The organism is Streptacidiphilus fuscans, from assembly GCF_015690355.1.
GTDB classification, from domain to species: Bacteria; Actinomycetota; Actinomycetes; order Streptomycetales; family Streptomycetaceae; genus Streptacidiphilus; species Streptacidiphilus fuscans.
Genome location: NZ_JADPRT010000010.1, coordinates 83913 through 101474, shown reverse-complemented (window position 1 = coordinate 101474; position 17562 = coordinate 83913). Strand labels below are relative to the sequence as shown.

Annotated in this window: 19 protein-coding genes; 14 read left to right on the top strand and 5 right to left on the bottom strand. The window is 71.4% G+C overall.

Annotated elements, in window-relative coordinates; translation table 11 throughout:
• Nucleotides 1-52: 52 nt before the first annotated feature.
• On the top strand, nucleotides 53-1213 hold the full coding sequence (locus I2501_RS23320) for a hypothetical protein (protein WP_196196126.1): 1161 nt from the start codon (nucleotides 53-55) through the stop codon (nucleotides 1211-1213).
• Between the two features lie 25 nt (nucleotides 1214-1238).
• Here the strand turns inward: I2501_RS23320 and ybaK are convergent, their stop codons facing one another.
• Nucleotides 1239-1733 carry a Cys-tRNA(Pro) deacylase gene (gene ybaK, locus I2501_RS23315; protein ID WP_196196125.1) on the bottom strand — a complete coding sequence of 165 codons (495 nt, stop codon included), beginning with the start codon at nucleotides 1731-1733 and terminating at the stop codon, nucleotides 1239-1241.
• Nucleotides 1734-1762: 29 nt separating this feature from the next.
• Nucleotides 1763-2473 (bottom strand): LON peptidase substrate-binding domain-containing protein, encoded by a 711-nt coding sequence (locus I2501_RS23310; protein ID WP_196196124.1) that lies wholly within the window; start codon nucleotides 2471-2473, stop codon nucleotides 1763-1765.
• Between the two features lie 408 nt (nucleotides 2474-2881).
• On the opposite strand from I2501_RS23310, the gene hisD reads away from it, so the two are divergent.
• From hisD to I2501_RS23265, 9 genes are all read left to right on the top strand, one after another.
• Nucleotides 2882-4189, top strand: a complete 1308-nt coding sequence (gene hisD / locus I2501_RS23305; RefSeq protein ID WP_196196123.1) for a histidinol dehydrogenase — start codon at nucleotides 2882-2884, stop codon at nucleotides 4187-4189.
• A gap of 5 nt (nucleotides 4190-4194) precedes the next feature.
• Nucleotides 4195-5349, top strand: coding sequence for a histidinol-phosphate transaminase (locus I2501_RS23300; RefSeq protein ID WP_196196317.1), 1155 nt, complete (start codon nucleotides 4195-4197; stop codon nucleotides 5347-5349).
• Between the two features lie 2 nt (nucleotides 5350-5351).
• Complete coding sequence (hisB, locus tag I2501_RS23295) at nucleotides 5352-5960, top strand: imidazoleglycerol-phosphate dehydratase HisB (protein ID WP_196196122.1); 609 nt, start codon at nucleotides 5352-5354, stop codon at nucleotides 5958-5960.
• Nucleotides 5957-6109, top strand: a complete 153-nt coding sequence (locus I2501_RS23290) for a hypothetical protein (RefSeq protein WP_165845522.1) — start codon at nucleotides 5957-5959, stop codon at nucleotides 6107-6109. Before hisB ends, I2501_RS23290 begins: the two co-directional genes overlap by 4 nt.
• Before the next feature lie 28 nt (nucleotides 6110-6137).
• On the top strand, nucleotides 6138-6773 hold the full coding sequence (gene hisH, locus I2501_RS23285) for an imidazole glycerol phosphate synthase subunit HisH (protein ID WP_196196121.1): 636 nt from the start codon (nucleotides 6138-6140) through the stop codon (nucleotides 6771-6773).
• Nucleotides 6770-7507, top strand: a complete 738-nt coding sequence (gene priA, locus I2501_RS23280; RefSeq protein WP_196196120.1) for a bifunctional 1-(5-phosphoribosyl)-5-((5-phosphoribosylamino)methylideneamino)imidazole-4-carboxamide isomerase/phosphoribosylanthranilate isomerase PriA — start codon at nucleotides 6770-6772, stop codon at nucleotides 7505-7507. Before hisH ends, priA begins: the two co-directional genes overlap by 4 nt.
• Before the next feature lie 19 nt (nucleotides 7508-7526).
• Nucleotides 7527-7931, top strand: coding sequence for a RidA family protein (locus tag I2501_RS23275; protein WP_196196119.1), 405 nt, complete (start codon nucleotides 7527-7529; stop codon nucleotides 7929-7931).
• Entirely contained in the window at nucleotides 7931-8704 is a 774-nt protein-coding gene (hisF, locus tag I2501_RS23270) for an imidazole glycerol phosphate synthase subunit HisF (protein ID WP_196196118.1), read from the top strand. The genes I2501_RS23275 and hisF overlap by 1 nt, the downstream gene beginning before the upstream one ends.
• A gap of 64 nt (nucleotides 8705-8768) precedes the next feature.
• The gene (locus I2501_RS23265) at nucleotides 8769-11027 is read left to right on the top strand and encodes an MMPL family transporter (RefSeq protein ID WP_328806557.1); all 2259 of its coding nucleotides are present in this window, start codon (nucleotides 8769-8771) and stop codon (nucleotides 11025-11027) included.
• 17 nt (nucleotides 11028-11044) lie between these two features.
• Here the strand turns inward: I2501_RS23265 and I2501_RS23260 are convergent, their stop codons facing one another.
• Nucleotides 11045-11977 (bottom strand): esterase/lipase family protein, encoded by a 933-nt coding sequence (locus I2501_RS23260; protein WP_196196117.1) that lies wholly within the window; start codon nucleotides 11975-11977, stop codon nucleotides 11045-11047.
• Between the two features lie 349 nt (nucleotides 11978-12326).
• Between I2501_RS23260 and I2501_RS23255 the strand changes: the two genes are divergently transcribed.
• Nucleotides 12327-13478, top strand: coding sequence for a helix-turn-helix domain-containing protein (locus tag I2501_RS23255; RefSeq protein ID WP_328806556.1), 1152 nt, complete (start codon nucleotides 12327-12329; stop codon nucleotides 13476-13478).
• Here I2501_RS23255 and I2501_RS23250 read toward each other — a convergent pair.
• Both I2501_RS23250 and I2501_RS23245 read right to left on the bottom strand, forming a co-directional pair.
• Nucleotides 13453-14085 carry a TIGR03085 family metal-binding protein gene (locus I2501_RS23250; RefSeq protein ID WP_196196115.1) on the bottom strand — a complete coding sequence of 211 codons (633 nt, stop codon included), beginning with the start codon at nucleotides 14083-14085 and terminating at the stop codon, nucleotides 13453-13455. The two genes, I2501_RS23255 and I2501_RS23250, sit on opposite strands and share 26 nt — an antisense overlap.
• 28 nt (nucleotides 14086-14113) lie before the next feature.
• Entirely contained in the window at nucleotides 14114-14680 is a 567-nt protein-coding gene (locus I2501_RS23245; RefSeq protein WP_196196114.1) for a hypothetical protein, read from the bottom strand.
• 197 nt (nucleotides 14681-14877) lie between these two features.
• Between I2501_RS23245 and hisI the strand changes: the two genes are divergently transcribed.
• Genes hisI through I2501_RS23230 form a run of 3 tightly spaced genes read left to right on the top strand, consistent with a single transcriptional unit; the run spans nucleotide 14878 to nucleotide 17536 of the window.
• Entirely contained in the window at nucleotides 14878-15255 is a 378-nt protein-coding gene (hisI, locus tag I2501_RS23240; protein WP_196196113.1) for a phosphoribosyl-AMP cyclohydrolase, read from the top strand.
• 44 nt (nucleotides 15256-15299) lie between these two features.
• Entirely contained in the window at nucleotides 15300-16868 is a 1569-nt protein-coding gene (locus tag I2501_RS23235; protein ID WP_196196112.1) for an anthranilate synthase component I, read from the top strand.
• Entirely contained in the window at nucleotides 16865-17536 is a 672-nt protein-coding gene (locus tag I2501_RS23230) for a TIGR02234 family membrane protein (RefSeq protein ID WP_196196111.1), read from the top strand. The genes I2501_RS23235 and I2501_RS23230 overlap by 4 nt, the downstream gene beginning before the upstream one ends.
• The last annotated feature ends 26 nt before the right edge of the window (nucleotides 17537-17562 follow it).

Genomic DNA, 17562 nt, shown 5'->3' with positions numbered 1-17562 from the left:
GGCGTGCGCTCGATCGTCGGATTGTCCTGAATCGCCCTGGTATCTCTTCCGCGTGATCCTGCAGAACCGCTCGGTTCCCACGCTCGCCCTGGCCGGAACGGCCACCCTCGCCGCGGCCGCGGCCCTGCTTGCCCTCCCGGTCTCGCGTCTGTCCGCCGTCGCCGTGACGGGCGATCCGGCGCGGGCGACGCTGGTGAGGCTGACGGACAGTCAGGTCGACGCGCTCGGGTTGACGGCCTACACGGGTGCCTACGGCACGGCGGTCAGCGCCGCCGAGGGCCAGGACGACCCCGGTGACTTCAGCGACCCGGACGGGATGCTCGGACGCATCAGCGTCGCGACCCAGGTCGCCCGGACCGCGGCGTCCTCCTCGAAGCACTCCGCGCAGGCCCAGCTGACCGCGCTGGACGTGTACTACCGCTCGAAGAACCTGATCAGGGTGGTCGCCTCGGTCGGTTCGTTCGACTCCTACGCGGAGTGCGTGCCGCCGCCCGTGGGCCCGTGGGCACTCGCCTACAACCGCTCGAACTCGGCGCGGATCAGTGTCCTCGGCCACCACGTCGGGGTCGGCACCACCCAGGTCCCGATCACGGGCGCCGACCTGGGCCGTACCGACATCGGGCCCAGCACGCTGACGGTGACCGTCACGCCGCACCAGGACCCGAACTCCGGATCGGCCGTGCGGCAGTACACGGCCGAGGCATGGCTCGACATCACCGTCTCCGGCGTCCTCAACGACACCGCGGGTGCGCAGGTCTACGACGGGCCGATCAGCGCGGTGCGGCTCGGTGAGGTGCACGCCGACTGCCAGGTGCAGTCACCGACGCCGACGCCCACGTCGTCCGCCTCGTTCTTCTCCCTCAGCCCGTCGCCGACGGGCGAGAACGAGCCGACCCCACCGCCGCCTCCGCCCACCCCGACCGTGACGGAGACGGAGACGGGGACGACGGAGCGCCCCACGCACAGCCCGCATCCCAGTCCCAGTCCCGACCCCTCCACCTCCGACCGGACCGACGAGCCGAGCTGGACCAGCGAGCCGAGCTGGACCGGCGAGCCCGGCCCCTCGCCGACCAGGGAGGGCGGGGACGACCTGGCGGACACCGGCGCCTCGCGCAGTCCGCTCGCGGCGGCCATGCTCGGCCTCGTCGCGGTGGGAGCGGGTGTCGGGGCCGTGGTCACCGCCCGCCGCCGTCGTCCGCGCCGCAGGCACTGAACGTCGACGAGGCCCGGAGCACTTCTCAGCCGCGTCCGATCGGCGCGAACAGCGCGCCGGTGAGGTCGGCGAGGGCCTGCGCGGGGAGCTCGACCTCCAGGCCGCGGCGGCCGGCCGAGACGAAGACCGTCGGGTGGTCCAGCGCCGTGGAGTCCACGACCGTACGCAGCGGCTTGCGCTGCCCGAGCGGCGAGATGCCGCCGCGCACATAGCCGCTGCTGCGCTCGGCCGCGGCCGGGTCGGCCATCGACGCCCGCTTGCCGCCGACGGCGGAGGCGAGCGCCTTCAGGTCCAGCTGCCCGGCCACCGGGACCACGCCCACCACCAGCGCGCCGTCGACCTCCGCGACCAGGGTCTTGAAGACCCGGTCGGGCGCCACGCCCAACGCCTCGGCGGCCTCACCGCCGTAGGACTCGGCGGAGGGGTCGTGCGCGTAGGCGTGGACCGAGTACGCCACTTCGGCCCGGTCCAGGGCCACCGTCGCCGGGGTGCCCTGTCCGCCCTTCGCCTTCTTCGCCATGCGCTTCCTGAGCTCTTCCTGATTGCGCGTCAGTTCGGGTTGAAGGCCTGCCGGGTCAGCTCCACCGCCGGGAGGGAGGGGAGCTTGGCCAGGACCGCCGCCTCGCGGCGCAGCAGGCGCAGCTCGGCGCGGAGCCGGTCGCTCGCGGTCTCGGCGGCCAGCAGTCGCTGCTTGTCGTGGGTGTCCAGCACCGACGCCGCCGCGACCAGGTAGGAGAGGATGTTCGGGTCGTCCGGCAGCTCCTGCGTGCCGGAGACGCTGCTCTCGCGCGCACCCGCCAGACGCTTCTGGTAGGCGCGGAAGATCCGCTCGACGCCGGCCGCGAGCACCTTGGCCTCCGGGCCGGTCTGCTCCTCGACCGTCTCGACCTCGGCCGTCAGGTACGGGCCGGTCGCGTCGATGGAGAGGATGCGGAAGCGGGTGGTCCCCGTCGCCAGCAGCTCGAACCGACCGTCGGCGTGCGACTGCAGCTGCGCGATCTCTGCGACGCAGCCCATCTCGAACAGGGCGCGGTGCGGGTCCGGACCGAGGCCCGCCAGGGCCGGTGACTCGGCGTCCGCGCCGGTCGGGGCGACCTCGCGTCCGTCCCGGATCGCCACCACGCCGAAGCGGTGCGGTTCCGGCCCGGCCGTCAGATCGGCCATCAGCCGCCGGTAGCGCTCCTCGAAGACATGCAGGGGGAGCACCAGACCTGGGTAGAGCACCGAACCCAGCGGGAAGAGGGGCAGCCGTTCCGTCACGTGCGCAAGATTACGGGCTACTCCCGAGTCGGCGTGCAGCTCTGCGCATCGCTGCGCACGTGGATGAGCAGACTTATGAGCACATCTGTGCGTATGGGGCTGCGGCGCTAGGGTCTGCGGCGCTGTGGGTCCGCCGCGGACGCCGTCCTCGCGGTGCCCGTACCGGGTCGCGCTCGGGGCAGCTCTCCGGTACGGGCGCTCGCAGGGCCCCGGCCCACGGTCGGTTGTGCCGCCCTCCGTGGGCCCGGGAGCCTCTCCCACGCTGACGCGCCCGGGGCTCCGCAGCGAGTCCGGGGCGGCCGAACGGGTAGCTGCGCAGCTGGGGCAAGGTCACCGCCCGTCTCACCGCAGGTATCAGAGAGTGATACGGGACCACGTCCGTTTCTTCCGTTCTCTAGACTTGACAACGTGATTTCGCGAATCGACCTCCGAGGCTCCACCGAAGACCCGCGCGGGCTGCTGCCGCGCGCCGAGCTCGACGTCGAGGCCGCCCTGGCGAAGGTGCGGCCGATCTGCGAGGACGTCCACCATCGTGGCGTCGAGGCGCTGATCGAGATCACGGAGCGTTTCGACGGGGTTCGACTGACCGACATCCGCGTCCCGAAGGCGGCCATCACCGCCGCTTTGGAGACGCTCGACCCCGCCGTCCGGGCCGCGTTGGAGGAGTCGATCCGCCGCGCCCGCCTGGTCCACCGCGAACAGCGCCGCACCGATCACACCACCCAGGTCGTCCCCGGTGGCTCGGTCACCGAGCGCTGGGTCCCGGTCGAGCGCGTCGGCCTCTACGTGCCGGGCGGTCTGGCCGTCTACCCGTCGTCCGTCGTCATGAACGTCGTCCCGGCGCAGGAGGCCGGCGTCCCCTCGCTGGCCGTCACCTCGCCGCCGCAGAAGGAGTTCGGCGGCCTGCCGCACCCGACCATCCTGGCGGCGTGCGCGCTGCTCGGCGTCGACGAGGTCTACGCCGTCGGCGGCGCCCAGGCGATCGCCATGTTCGCCTACGGCGCGGGGGAGTGCCGTCCGGTCAACCTGGTCACCGGCCCGGGCAACATCTGGGTCGCCGCCGCCAAGCGCCTGCTCAAGGGCCGGATCGGCATCGACGCCGAGGCCGGACCGACCGAGATCATGGTCCTCGCCGACGCGACCGCCGACGCCCGCCACGTGGCCGCCGACCTGATCAGCCAGGCCGAGCACGACCCGATGGCCGCCTCGATCCTGGTCACCGACTCGGTCCAGCTGGCCGAGGCCGTCGAGCGCGAGCTGCCCGGGCAGGTCGAGGCGACCAAGCACAGCGAGCGCATCGCCACCGCGCTCGGTGGCCCGCAGTCCGGCATCGTGCTGGTCCGCGACCTGGAACAGGGCCTCGAGGTGGTCAACGCCTACGGCGCCGAGCACCTGGAGATCCAGACCGCCGACGCCGAGGCGGTCGCCGCACGCGTGGTCAACGCGGGCGCGGTCTTCGTCGGCCCGTACGCGCCCGTCTCGCTGGGCGACTACGCGGCCGGTTCCAACCACGTCCTGCCGACCGGCGGATGTGCCTGCCACTCCTCGGGACTCTCCGTCCAGTCCTTCCTGCGTGGCATCCATGTGGTGAGTTACGACCGCGACGCGCTGGCCGAGGTAGCCGGGCACGTGGTCACGCTCGCCAACGCAGAGGACCTGCCGGGCCACGGTGACGCCATCCGTGCCCGCTTCGACTGGACGGTACCCAATCAGTGAGTGACATCAGGAACATCGACGACCTGCCCATCCGCGACGAGCTCAAGGGCAAGTCCCCGTACGGCGCACCGCAGTTGCACGTGCCCGTGCTGCTCAACACCAACGAGAACCCGTACTCCCTCCCGGACGCGCTGGTCGCCCGGATCGCGGAGCGCGTCGCCGAGGCCGCCCGCGACCTCAACCGCTACCCGGACCGCGACGCGATCGAGCTGCGCACCGCGCTGGCCGGCTACCTGTCCGCCTCCACCGGACACGCCGTCAGCACCGAGCAGGTGTGGGCCGCCAACGGCTCGAACGAGATCATCCAGCAGCTGCTGCAGACCTTCGGCGGCCCGGGGCGCACCGCGCTCGGCTTCGCGCCGACGTACCAGATGCACGACCTGATCTCGCGCGGCACCGGCACCGGCTGGATCGAAGGCCCGCGCAACCCGGACTTCACCATCGACGTCGTCTCCGCCGAGGCGGTGCTCGCCGCCGACCGTCCGGACGTGCTCTTCGTCTGCTCGCCCAACAACCCGACCGGCACCGCCGTCGCCCGCGAGACGGTGGAGCGCCTCTACGACGCCGCCCAGGCCGTCAAGCCGACGCTGGTCATCGTCGACGAGGCCTACGTCGAGTTCTCGCACCAGCCCTCGCTGCTGCCGCTGCTCGAAGGCCGCCCGCTGCTGGTGGTCACCCGGACCATGTCCAAGGCCTTCGGCGCGGCCGGGCTGCGCCTGGGCTACCTCGCCGCCGCGCCCGCCGTCGTCGACGCGGTCCAGCTGGTCCGGCTCCCGTACCACCTCTCCGCGGTGACCCAGGCGACGGCGCTGGCCGCGCTGGAGTTCACCGACGTCCTGCTCGGCTACGTCGACCGGCTCAAGGCCGAGCGGGACCGCATCGTCACCGAACTGCGCGCGCTGGGTCTGGAGGTCACCGACTCCGACGCCAACTTCGTCCAGTTCGGCCGCTTCGAGGACACCCACGCGGTCTGGCAGGCGATCCTGGATCAGGGCGTGCTGGTGCGCGACAACGGCGTGCCCGGACGGCTCCGGGTCACGGCAGGCACCCCGGCCGAGAACGACGCCTTCCTCGACGCCGTCCGCTTTGCCCTCCCGTCGCCCGCCGCCACCCTTTCAACGTCGCGCTTCGCGCGCGCCTCCTCTCTGGAGAACCGCTAACCATGTCCCACAGCGACCAGCACCGCGTCGGCCGCGTCGAGCGCACCACCAAGGAGACCTCCGTCAAGGTCGAGATAGACCTGGACGGAACCGGTCGGACCGACATCTCCACCGGCGTCGGCTTCTACGACCACATGCTCGACCAGCTCGGCCGCCACGGCTTCTTCGACCTCACCGTGAAGACCGACGGCGACCTGCACATCGACACCCACCACACCATCGAGGACACCTCGCTGGCCCTGGGTGCCGCGTTCCGCCAGGCGCTCGGCGACAAGGTCGGCATCCGCCGCTTCGCCGACGCGTCCGTGCCGCTGGACGAGTCCCTGGCGCAGGTCACCGTCGACCTGTCCGGCCGTCCGTACCTGGTGCACCGCGAGCCCGAGGGCATGGCGCCCATGATCGGCTCCTACGACACCACCATGACCCGGCACATCCTGGAGTCCTTCGTGGCCCAGGCGCAGGTCGCGCTCCACGTCCACGTACCGTATGGGCGTAACGCCCACCACATCGTCGAGGCACAGTTCAAGGCGCTGGCGCGCGCACTGCGCTACGCCTCCGAACTGGACCCCCGCGCGGCGGGCATCATCCCGTCGACCAAGGGCGCACTGTGAGCGGCACCACCTATGTTCTGATCTTCCTCGGCCTGTTCCTCTGTGGCGGCGCGTACTCCTTCTGGAAGCAGAAGCTGCCCAAGGGCGTCATCGTGCTGCTCGCCCTCTGCGGTGCCATGAGCCTGGCCGCAGGCATCCTGCGCATCTGACCCGTTCGACCCGGAAGGGACCCCTGCCATGACCGCCAAGAGCGTGGTCGTCCTCGACTACGGCTCCGGCAACGTCCGCTCCGCCCAGCGCGCCCTTGCGCGCGTCGGCGCGGAGGCCGTGATCACCTCCGACTTCGACGAGGCGCTTTCCGCCGACGGCCTGCTGGTCCCCGGTGTGGGCGCCTTCGCCGCCTGCATGGACGGCCTCAAGGCCGTCAAGGGAGACAGGATCATCGGCCGCCGCCTGGCCGGTGGCCGCCCGGTGCTCGGGATCTGCGTGGGGATGCAGATCCTCTTCGCCCGCGGCGTCGAGCACGGCATCGAGACCGAGGGCTGCGACGAGTGGCCCGGCACGGTCGAGCCGCTGCGCGCGCCCGTCGTGCCGCACATGGGCTGGAACACCGTCGACCCGGCCGAGGGCACCCGGCTCTTCGCCGGTCTGCCGGGTGACGCCCGCTACTACTTCGTGCACTCCTACGGTGTGCGCAACTGGGAGCTGTCGCCGATCGAGCAGCTGCGCCCGCCGCTGGTCACCTGGGCCGAGCACGGAGAGCCGTTCGTCGCCGCCGTGGAGAACGGCCCGCTCTCCGCCACGCAGTTCCACCCCGAGAAGTCCGGCGACGCCGGCGCCGCCCTGCTCAAGAACTGGATCGACACGCTGTGACCACCCCCGCCACGAACAAGCTCGTCCTCCTCCCCGCCGTCGACGTCCGTGACGGCCAGGCGGTCCGCCTGGTCAAGGGCGCGTCCGGCTCGGAGACCTCCTACGGGGAGCCGCTCGCCGCCGCGCTCGCGTGGCAGCAGGCCGGCGCCGAGTGGATCCACCTGGTCGACCTGGACGCTGCCTTCGGCACCGGCGACAACCGGGCGATGCTGGCCGAGGTCACCGGCCGACTCGACGTCAAGGTCGAGCTCTCCGGCGGCATCCGGGACGACGACTCGCTGCGCGCCGCGCTGTCGACCGGCTGCGCCCGGGTCAACCTCGGCACCGCCGCGCTGGAGTCCCCGGAGTGGGTGGCGAAGGTCATCGCCGAGTACGGCGACAAGATCGCCGTCGGCCTCGACGTGGTCGGCACCACGCTGCGCGGTCGCGGCTGGACCAGCGAGGGCGGCGACCTCTACGAGGCGCTGGCCCGCCTGGACGCCGAGGGCTGTGCCCGCTACGTCGTCACCGACGTCGACAAGGACGGCACGCTGACCGGTCCCAACCTCCAGCTGCTGCGCAACGTCTGCGCCGCCACCGACCGGGCCGTCGTCGCCTCGGGCGGCGTGTCCTCGCTGCAGGACCTGCGTGACATCGCGACGCTGGTGCCCGAAGGTGTGGAGGGGGCCATCGTGGGCAAGGCCCTCTACGCGCAGGCGTTCACGCTCGAAGAGGCGCTGGCAGCAGTGTCCTGACACCGATGGAGGGCGCGGGATGACGCAGGATCGGCGGCACGTGGGGGGCTACTCCCCCTGGGAGGACCAGTACGGTTTCACACGCGCCGTCGCCATAGGGGACTTCGTCTTCGTCTCGGGCTGCACCGCCTGGGACGACGGCTCGGTCCGGTTCGAGGGCTCCCCCTACGACCAGACCGTGGCCGCCTTCGGGGTCGCCCTGGACGCGATCTCCCGCTTCGGCCTCGGCAAGGCGGACGTGGTCCGCACCCGTCTCTACGTCACCCACGCCCGTGACACCGACGAGGTCGGCCGGGCCCACCGGGACATCCTGGCGGACGTCCGGCCGGCCTGCACGATCGTCGTCGTCAGCGCCCTGCTCGACTCGCGCATGAGCGTCGAGGTCGAGGTCGACGCGTACAAGAAGAACATGGAGCTTCCCTGATGACCCTCGCGGTCCGCGTGATCCCCTGCCTGGACGTCGACGCCGGTCGGGTGGTCAAGGGCGTCAACTTCCAGAACCTGCGCGACGCGGGCGACCCGGTCGAGCTGGCCAAGCTCTACGACGCCCAGGGCGCCGACGAGTTGACGTTCCTGGACATCACCGCCTCCTCGGGCGACCGGGAGACCACCTACGACATCGTGCGCCGCACGGCGGAGCAGGTCTTCATCCCGCTGACCGTCGGCGGCGGCGTCCGCACCGTCGACGACGTCGACAAGCTGCTGCGCGCGGGCGCGGACAAGGTCGGCGTCAACACCGCCGCCATCGCCCGGCCGGAGCTGATCCGCGAGATCGCGCAGCGCTTCGGCCGCCAGGTGCTGGTGCTCTCCGTCGACGCCCGGCGGACGCCTGCGGGCACCGAGACGGCGAGCGGCTTCGAGGTCACCACGCACGGCGGTCGCACCGGCACCGGCCTCGACGCGGTCGAGTGGGCGACCCGGGCGGCCGAGCTGGGCGCGGGCGAGATCCTGCTGAACTCGATGGACGCCGACGGCACCAAGGACGGCTACGACCTGGAGATGATCACGGCGGTGCGCAAGGCCGTCTCCGTCCCGGTCATCGCCAGCGGCGGCGCGGGCAAGCTCGCGGACTTCGCCCCGGCGGTCACGGCGGGCGCGGACGCGGTGCTGGCGGCCAGTGTCTTCCACTTCGGCGATCTGACGATCGCTGAGGTCAAGCAGTCCCTTCAGGAGGACGGGCACCCCGTTCGGCTCTGACGCGGCATCCGAACGGACGCGCTCGGGTTGCCGGCCCTGCTGGTGACGCTCTGATACTGAGCGTGTGCGGAAAGGTATCCTGCAACGCCTCGGTGAATGGTGCGCTCGTCACGCGATCGTCGTGATCGTCATGTGGCTGGTGGTCCTGGGCGTGCTCCACGGCCTGCAGAACAGCTTCGGGGGCACGTACTCCGACGACTTCAACCTCCCTGACAGCCAGTCGCAGAAGGGTGCGAACGTCCTCCAGGCGAACGCCCCGAGCATCGGCGGCACCAGCGGGACGGTCGTGATGTACGACGCCAAGCCGCTGACGGACTTCACCACCCAGGTGAACCAGGCGGTCGCCTCGTTGCAGAAGCTGGACCACGTGCTGTCGGTGCAGAACCCGCTGCCGCAGACGAGCTCCTCCGGTACCACGACCCAGACCGGCGCACTGTCCAAGAACGGCACGATCGGCTACATCACCGTCCGCTTCGACAAGAACCCCACCGCGCTGGGGACGGACTACCTGAACGGGGTTGACGCGGCCGTCGCGCCGCTGCGCTCGGCCGGTGTGGAGGTCGAGTACGGCGGACCGCTGGGGGAGGCGGCCAGGCCGCACACGAAGGACCTGACCAGCGAGGCGATCGGCTTCGCGGTGGCGATCGTGGTCCTGGTCGTCGGCTTCGGCAGCCTGATCGCGGCCGGTCTGCCGCTGGTGACGGCCCTGATCAGCGTGATCGTGGGGCTCAGCTGCCTCAGTCTGCTCGCGGCCGCCATCGACTTCGCCAGCGTCTCGCCGACCCTGGCCACCATGATCGGCCTCGGCGTGGGCATCGACTACGCGCTGTTCCTGATCACCCGCTTCCGACAGCTGATCATGGACCGGGTGGAACCCCACGTCGCGGCGGGTATCGCCGTCACCACGAGCGGGCGCGCGGTCCTGGTCTCGGGCTGCACCGTCATCGTGGCCTTGGCCGGCCTGTACGTGTCGGGTCTCAGCTTCATCGGCCGTCTCGGCATCGCGGCCGCGATCACGGTGATCACCGCCGTGGTCGGCGCACTCACCCTGGTCCCGGCGCTGGCCGGGTTGATCGGGCGTCGGATCGACCGGTTCTGCCTGAAGACCCCCGTGGCCGAGGGCGGCCCGGTGGCCGGAGAGGCCGCCGGGGCGAAGGCCGAGAAGGCCGAGGAGGAGCAGCACGGCTTCTGGCACCGCTACGCCAAGCGCGTCGAGCGCCGCCCGTTGTGGTTCCTTGCGGCGGGCGTGGTGGTGCTCGGGGTTCTGGCGATCCCGCTCTTCTCGATCCGGCTCGACCATATCGACGACGGCGCGGACCCGACCTCCTTCACCGACCGCCGCGCCTTCGACCTGATCAGCCAGGGCTTCGGTCCGGGCGCCAACGGGCCGTTCACCCTGGTGATCGACCAGACCTCGGTGCCGTCGAGCCAGCGGTCCACGCTCGCCGCCAACATGCAGAAGGCGCTGACCGGCGTCCCGGACGCGGCCAGTGTCAGCCCGCTCCAGCCCACCAGCAACGGCAATGTGCTGACCGGCACGGCGATCTCCACCGGGCGGCCGCAGGACGCGGTCACCACCCAGCTGTTCAACCACCTGAAGGACGTCTCGCTGCCGCAGGGCGCCAGCGGGACGCCGGCCACGACCTACGTGACCGGGGTGACCGCCGCGCAGCAGGACTTCACCGAGATCATCAGTTCCAGGCTGCTGCTGATCATCGTGGTCGTGGTCGCGCTGGCGTTCCTGATCATCCTCGCGGTCTTCCGAGGCATCCTGGTCGCGCTCAAGGCGGCCGTGCTGAACCTCTTCTCGATCGGCGCCTCCTACGGTGTGGTGGTCGCGGTCTTCCAGTGGGGATGGGGCGGCTCGGCGCTGGGCGTCGCCGGGAAGGTGCCGATCGAGAGCTACGTGCCGATGATGATGTTCGCCATCATCTTCGGCCTGAGCATGGACTACGAGATCTTCCTGCTCTCCCGCGTCCACGAGGCGTGGATCCGGACCCAACGGGCCGAGGACAGCGTCGCCTACGGCTTGGAGATCACCGCACGGGTGATCACCTGTGCGGCGCTGATCATGTTCAGCGTTTTCGCGGCCTTCATCCTGAGCGACAACATCGTGGTCAAGATGCTCGGCCTGGGCCTCGCCGTCAGCGTCCTGGTGGACGCCACCGTGGTCCGGCTGCTGCTGGTCCCGGCCGTGATGACGCTGCTCGGACGGCACGCCTGGTGGGTACCCCGGTGGTTGGACCGGCTGCTGCCGCACCTCGACACCGAGGGTGAGGCGGCACTCCACCAGGCGACCGCACAGCCCCCGAAGGACTCCTAGCCGCCGGCCGCTGGACCCTAGCCGATCAGGGGCCCGGTGACCGGGAGCACGACCTCGCACGGGACCGGCTGCGGGTGGGCCGGGTCGAGGGCGTTGAGCATGTCGGTCAGCGCCACCGGGTCGTAGCCGATCTCCAGGTGGTCGGACTGGTCCAGCGAGCACTGGCCCTGGACGGTGATGTTCGTGACGTTCGGCGCGGCGGGCAGGAACGCGTTGGTGTAGGGGGTGACCACCTCGTCGTCCTTGGTGCCGATGACGGTGTAGTCGATCCCCGGCACGGTCTCACCGCCCGCGTTCAGCGCGGTCAGGAACGGCGAGCCGACCTCCTGTTCGACGCACGCCGCGCACGCCGCGCTCAGCAGGCCGTTGGCGGGTTCCAGGATGTTCAGCTGCTGTGCGAGCTGGGTGATGCCGTCGAGCGTGGTGCCGTTGTTGGAGGGCGAGAGCGCCACCAGCTTGGCGACCTTGGCCGCGCCGCCGAGGTTCTTGATGTAGTAACGCGGCATCATGCCGCCCTGGGAGTGGCCGACCAGGTCGACCTGGGCTGCGCCGGTGGCGGCCAGCACCTGGTCCACGAAGGACGACAGCTGGGCGGCCCCGCCCTCGATCGTGCCGGTGCCCTGGATCGGCGAGGAGGCGCTGGGTCCGCCGTAGTTGAAGGCGAAGACGCAGTAGCCGTTGTCGACCAGCAGCGGCGAGGCGCCGCCCCAGTTGTCGTTCATGTTCTCCAGCGTCCCGTGCACCAGGACCACCGGGTCCGGGTGGGCGGCGCTGGGCTTGCAGCTCCAGTCGTTCGCTCCGGCCGGGGCGCTGCCGGGGGCGAAGAAGCCGGCCGTGAATCCGATGTTGAAGTGGTAGTCCACCGGATACCAGGCGGCGGACGCCGGTTGTGCTGCGAAAGCCGTGATTCCGGCCGCCGCGACGACCACCGCGAGTGTTCTTCTGCGCATGGGAGTCTCCGTCCTCGACTCGTTCGTCCGAGAATTTCGGGTGGATTTCGGCGAGGATGCTAGGAAATCAGGGAGGGGCGGTCAAGAAGAATGACGGTGTGAAAGCGAATGATGAGCGGAACTGCCGGGAACGCGTCCCCGCCTGCCAGGAAACGCTCACGTAACAGAGCGGAACCAGCAGGTGCATCCCTATTGACCCGCCGGTAACCTCGCCGCATACTGGCGAGTAGCGTAGGAGGGAGCAGGCTTGAGCGAGCCGTGGAGAGCGTTGCCCAGATCGCTGGCCGCCGAACTGCGCAAGGAACAGCGGACCATCGCTGCGGAAATCATCAGGGAGATCAGGCAACAAGTGCCCGAATTCTCCCGGCCGCTTTCCGGGAAATTCGGCGCGGGAATCCAGCACGGCGTCGAGACCGCGCTCGCTGAATTCACCGACCTGATCGAGGGCGCTCGGCACGACAATCCCGAACGCATGCGCGTCTACCGCGCGCTGGGTCGTGGCGAGCTCGCCGAGGGCCGCAGTCTGGACGCGTTGCAGGCCGCCTACCGGCTGGGCGCACGCGTCGCCTGGCGCCGCTACGCCCGGATCGCCCGGCGGGCCGGGCTCGGCACCGAACTGCTGGTGCTGCTGGCCGAGGCGATCTTCGCGCACATCGACGAGCTCGCCGCCGCCTCGGTCCGCGGCTACGCCCGTGCCCAGGCCGACGAGGCGGGCGAACTCGGCCGCGCCCGTTCCCAGTTGCTCGCCCTGCTGGCGCGCGGTGGCGGGGCCGCGGACGGCGCGGGCGGTGCGGACGGCGGGCACCTGAAGGACCTGGAGGCCGCGGCGGAGCTCGCCGACTGGCCGCTGCCGTGGAATCTCTGCGCGGTGGCCCTCGCGCCGGACCCACCCCAAGGGGCCGCGACCAGCAGACCCGGCGGACCGCGAAGGCACGCACTGCCGGAGGTGGTCCTGGCCGAACTCGACGGACCGGCACCTTTCCTGGTCGTGCCGGAGCCGTCACTCCAACTGCGCGACCCCGAGGTTCAGGCGCTGCTGGCCGCCCGCGGCGCGGTCATCGGCCCCACTGTCCCGCCCGAGCAGGCCGCGGACTCGCTCCGCTGGGCGCGGGCGCTGCGGTCGGCCGCCGTCGCGGACACGGTTCCGACACCGGTCGTCTGCGACGCGCACCTGTCCGACCTGCTGCTGCTCGCCGACGGGCCGCTGGTCCGGCTGATCGCGGCCCGGCGGCTCCAGCCGCTCGAAGGGCTGACGCCCAAGCAGCGTCAGCGCCTGGCCGAGACGCTGCTGGCATGGCTCCAGACCAACCGCGGCAGTGCACCCGAGGTCGCCGCGCGGCTGGGGATCCACCCGCAGACCGCGCGGCAACGCCTGCACCAGGTCCAGCGCCTGTTCGGCCCGGCGCTCGCCGATCCCGACTCCCGGTTCGAGCTGGAGATCGCGCTGAGATCCCAAACACCTGGATCCCGAACGTCTAGATCCCGAACTTCGCCGCCATGACCGTGGCCACGGCCTCCTCGTCGCCGTCGAACTCGACGTGCGCCTGGGCCTGACGGCCCATGATGAACATCACCAGCTCGCCCGGCTCACCGGTCACGGTCACCACCGGCGCGCCCTTCTTCGCCACCGCGGTCTGCCCGTCCGGACGGCGAAGCACCAGGCCGACCGGGGAGCGGCGCCCGTTCAGCCGCGCCATCCCGCTGGTCCGCTTCCACAGCGCCTCGCTCAGCTCCTCGTCCAACACCCGTGCCGACCAGTCGGGTTGGGCACGGCGCACGTCCTCGCTGTGGACGAAGAACTCCATGGTGTTGCCGGCGTCCTCCGCGCCCGGCAGCCGGAACGGCGAGTAGACGGGCGGCCCCACCCGGATCGCCTCGACCAGCTCGGCGTACGGCTTGGCCACGTACTCGGTGCGCACCCGCTCCAACCGCGCGGCCAGGGGCTTCAGCAGAATCCCGCCCGCGGCGTCCGGCCGTCGCTCCCGGACGACCACGTGCGCGGCGAGGTCGGCAGTGTTCCACCCCTCGCACAGCGTCGGGGCGTCGGGGCCGACGCTCTCCAGCAGATCAGCCAGCAGCAGGCGCTCACGGCGTCCCAGATTCGACATGGCCCAAGGGTACGGCGGGGGGCAGGGATCAGTTCCGGAGGGGAGCGGTGAGTTTCCGCGCGCCCTGGTAACTCCCTCCGGACAGAGCACAGGTGACGGTATGTCGACCGCCGTCGTAGTCGGCGAGGGTCGGATAGAGCTCGTAGTACTGCAGGGCGGTCTGGTCCGTCTGCCTGCGGTAGGCGGCGGCGTCGATCGGCTCGCAGAGCGCCAGCGCGCGGCTGAGGATCGCCGGATAGGAGGTCAGGCCGGAGGGGAGCGTGGCCAGCTGGGTGACCTCCGCGTCATGGGGAGCGGTGCAGGGGCGCTTCGCGAGGAGGGGGAGCGTGCGGGTGAAGGCGGGGGAGTCGAAGCAGTCGCCCGGCTGGAGCGAGATGTAGGCGAAGGTGTTCGGGAGGGAGGGGGTGGGGCTTGGTGTGGGGGTGGGCGTCGCCTTCGTGGGGGAGGGCGACGGTGTGGGCTTCGGCTGGGCGAGGGCTTTCGGCGGCTTGGCCTGGAGGGCGAGCGTGACCGCGATCCCGACCACGACCAGCACAGCGAGAAGGCCTGCGGCCAGCCTGATCCGTGCACTGCGCGTTCCCCCGAGGAGCGTCATGGGGAACAGGATGCAGGGTGCGACCTGTGCTGGACAGAGGGCGTCCAGTGGCACCTCCAGGGGCGCGGGGAACTGCGCGACGAGCCACCCACTCAGGTGGAGCACCGAATGCGCAGGGCCATCCGCACAGGGTGGTTGTTCGCGCAGTTCCCCGCGCCCCTGAGTAGTGCAACTGGCTCGTCGCGGATAATGAACGCATGTCCGCCTCACCTGCCGTCCCCCACACCACCGATCTCGATCCCGCCGTCGCCGTACGGCTCAAGCGGGATGCGAACGGGCTGGTCCCCGCCATCGCCCAGCAGTACGACACGGGCGAAGTGCTGATGATGGGCTGGATGGACGACGAGGCGCTGCATCGCACCCTCACCACCGGACGCTGCACCTACTGGAGCCGCAGCCGGTCCGAGTACTGGGTCAAGGGCGACACCTCCGGCCACGTGCAGGTGGTCAAGTCCGTTGCCGTCGACTGCGACGGCGACACCCTTCTGGTCAAGGTCGACCAGCACGGCGCCGCCTGCCACACCGGGGACCGGACCTGCTTCGACGCCGGGCAGCTGCCGGTCACCACGGCGTGAGCGGTGGCCCCGGCGTGAGCCGGTGAGCCGGTACGCTCCGACGCATGACCAGCGGTAGCGTCTCCCCCGATCTCGACACCTTCCGCAAGCTCGCCGTGGATCGCCGGGTGATCCCGGTGACGCGGCGGTTGCTCGCCGACGGGGACACGCCCGTCGGCGTCTACCGCAAGCTCGCGGGGGAGCGGCCGAACACCTTCCTGCTGGAGAGCGCGGAGCAGGGGCGCCACTGGTCGCGGTACTCGTTCGTCGGCGTGCGCTGCAGCGCGTCCCTGACCGTCGGGGCCGACGGCAACGCGCGCTGGCTCGGGACGCCGCCCGTCGGGGTGCCGACCGAGGGTGATCCGCTGGCCGTACTGCGGGCGACCATCGAGGCCCTGCGCGGGCCGCGCGACCTGCACCAGGGTGGCGAGTTGCCGCCGTTCACCGGCGGCATGGTCGGCTACCTCGGCTACGACATCGTCCGCCGGTTGGAGAAGCTGCCCGACCTCACGCCCGACGACCTCGGGCTGCCCGAGCTGACCATGCTCTTCGCGGACGACCTCGCCGTGCTGGACCACAAGGACGGCTCCGTCCTGCTGATCGCCAACGCGGTCAACCGCGACGACCAGCCGACCGGCGTCGACGCGGCCTACGCCGACGCGGTCGCCCGACTCGACGCGATGACCGCCGACTTCGGCCGCCCCGCCGACATCGGGGCCGCGACGCTGACGCCGGTCACCTCCGTCGAGGCGGTCTCGCCGTTCGGCGGCGCGCCGTACCGGGCGGCGGTGGAGACGGTGAAGGAGCGGATCCGCGCGGGCGAGGCGTTCCAGGTGGTGCCCTCGCAGCGGTTCGAGGTGGACTGCCCGGCCAGCGCGCTCGACGTCTACCGGGTGCTGCGGACCACCAACCCCAGCCCGTACATGTACCTCTTCCGCTTCGCCGCGGCCGAGCCGGGTGGCCTGCCGTTCGACGTGGTCGGCTCCAGCCCGGAGGCGCTGGTGAAGGTCGAGGCCGGAGAGGCGATGGTGCACCCGATCGCCGGGACCCGCCCGCGCGGCACCTCGCCCGAGCACGACGCGGAACTCGCCGCCGAGCTGATGGCCGACCCGAAGGAGCGGGCCGAGCACCTGATGCTGGTCGACCTCGGCCGCAACGACCTCGGCCGGGTCTGTGCGCCCGGAAGCGTCGAGGTCGTCGACTTCATGACGATCGAGCGCTACAGCCACGTCATGCACATCGTCTCGACCGTCACCGGCAAGGTCGCCCCGGAGAAGAGCGCCTTCGACGTGCTGACCGCGTGCTTCCCGGCCGGGACGCTCTCGGGGGCGCCCAAGCCGCGCGCCATGCAGATCATCGAGGAGCTGGAGCCGACCCGTCGCGGCCTGTACGGCGGCTGCGTCGGCTACTTCGACTTCGCCGGGGACGCGGACACCGCCATCGCCATCCGGACCGCCCTGATCCGCGACGGCAAGGCCTACGTCCAGGCGGGGGCCGGGGTCGTGGCCGACTCGGTGCCCGAGAACGAGGACGCGGAGTGCCGCAACAAGGCGGCGGCGGTCCTGCGTGCGGTCGCCTCGGCGGCCACCCTGCGTCCGGTCGCGTCGGAGGCGCAGGGCACACTGGAGCGGTGAACCCCGAAGCGCCCACCCCACCGGACTCCGCAGCCGCCGACCCCGCAACTCCCGCCCCGTCCCGGTCCGGCAGCCGTCGCACTCTCGCGGTGACGCTGCTGCTCTCGGTCCTCGGGGCGGCGCTGCTGCTGGTCGCGGCCGGGCAGGGCTGGGTCTCCGGCCAGGTCCAGGCCCAGGGCGTGACGCGGACGGTGACCGCCGACGGCGGCGAGGTCAGCGGCCTGCCCGGTGCGATGGCGCTGGTCGGGCTGGCCTCGGTGGTCGCGGTCTTCGCGGTGCGCGGCAAGGCGCGGGCTTTGCTCGGCGGGCTCGTCGCGCTGGCGGGCGCGGGCGCGGCGTACACGGCGGTCGCGGCGATGGCGAACTCGGGCAGCTCGGCGCTGGACGCCAAGGCCGCCCGCGCGATAGGGCTGGCGAACGTCAGCGCCACCGGGATCTCCGACTCGGCCTGGCCGTGGGTCGCCGTGCTCGGCGGGGTGCTGCTGGTGCTGGCCGGTGTGCTGACGATCGCCAAGGGCGCCGCCTGGCCGGGCATGTCCGCACGCTACGACGCCCCGGCGGGCGCCAAGCAGGCCCGCCCGAAGCGCTCGGCCGCGGCGGAACCGTCCGGCTCCCCGGCCGATCTCTGGAAGGCTCTGGACCGGGGTGAGGACCCCACTGCAGGCTGACCCGGGCGATACGGGACAATGGACCT

Excerpts from the sequence above, each read along its gene's own strand:
- ybaK (WP_196196125.1), bottom strand. The coding sequence starts at position 1,733 with ATGGCGAAGAAGGCGAAGGGCGGACAGGGCACCCCGGCGACGGTGGCC.
- hisB (WP_196196122.1), top strand. The coding sequence starts at position 5,352 with ATGTCCCACAGCGACCAGCACCGCGTCGGCCGCGTCGAGCGCACCACC.
- hisH (WP_196196121.1), top strand. The coding sequence starts at position 6,138 with ATGACCGCCAAGAGCGTGGTCGTCCTCGACTACGGCTCCGGCAACGTC.
- I2501_RS23275 (WP_196196119.1), top strand. The coding sequence starts at position 7,527 with ATGACGCAGGATCGGCGGCACGTGGGGGGCTACTCCCCCTGGGAGGAC.
- hisF (WP_196196118.1), top strand. The coding sequence starts at position 7,931 with ATGACCCTCGCGGTCCGCGTGATCCCCTGCCTGGACGTCGACGCCGGT.
- I2501_RS23260 (WP_196196117.1), bottom strand. The coding sequence starts at position 11,977 with ATGCGCAGAAGAACACTCGCGGTGGTCGTCGCGGCGGCCGGAATCACG.
- I2501_RS23250 (WP_196196115.1), bottom strand. The coding sequence starts at position 14,085 with ATGTCGAATCTGGGACGCCGTGAGCGCCTGCTGCTGGCTGATCTGCTG.
- I2501_RS23245 (WP_196196114.1), bottom strand. The coding sequence starts at position 14,680 with ATGACGCTCCTCGGGGGAACGCGCAGTGCACGGATCAGGCTGGCCGCA.
- hisI (WP_196196113.1), top strand. The coding sequence starts at position 14,878 with ATGTCCGCCTCACCTGCCGTCCCCCACACCACCGATCTCGATCCCGCC.
- I2501_RS23235 (WP_196196112.1), top strand. The coding sequence starts at position 15,300 with ATGACCAGCGGTAGCGTCTCCCCCGATCTCGACACCTTCCGCAAGCTC.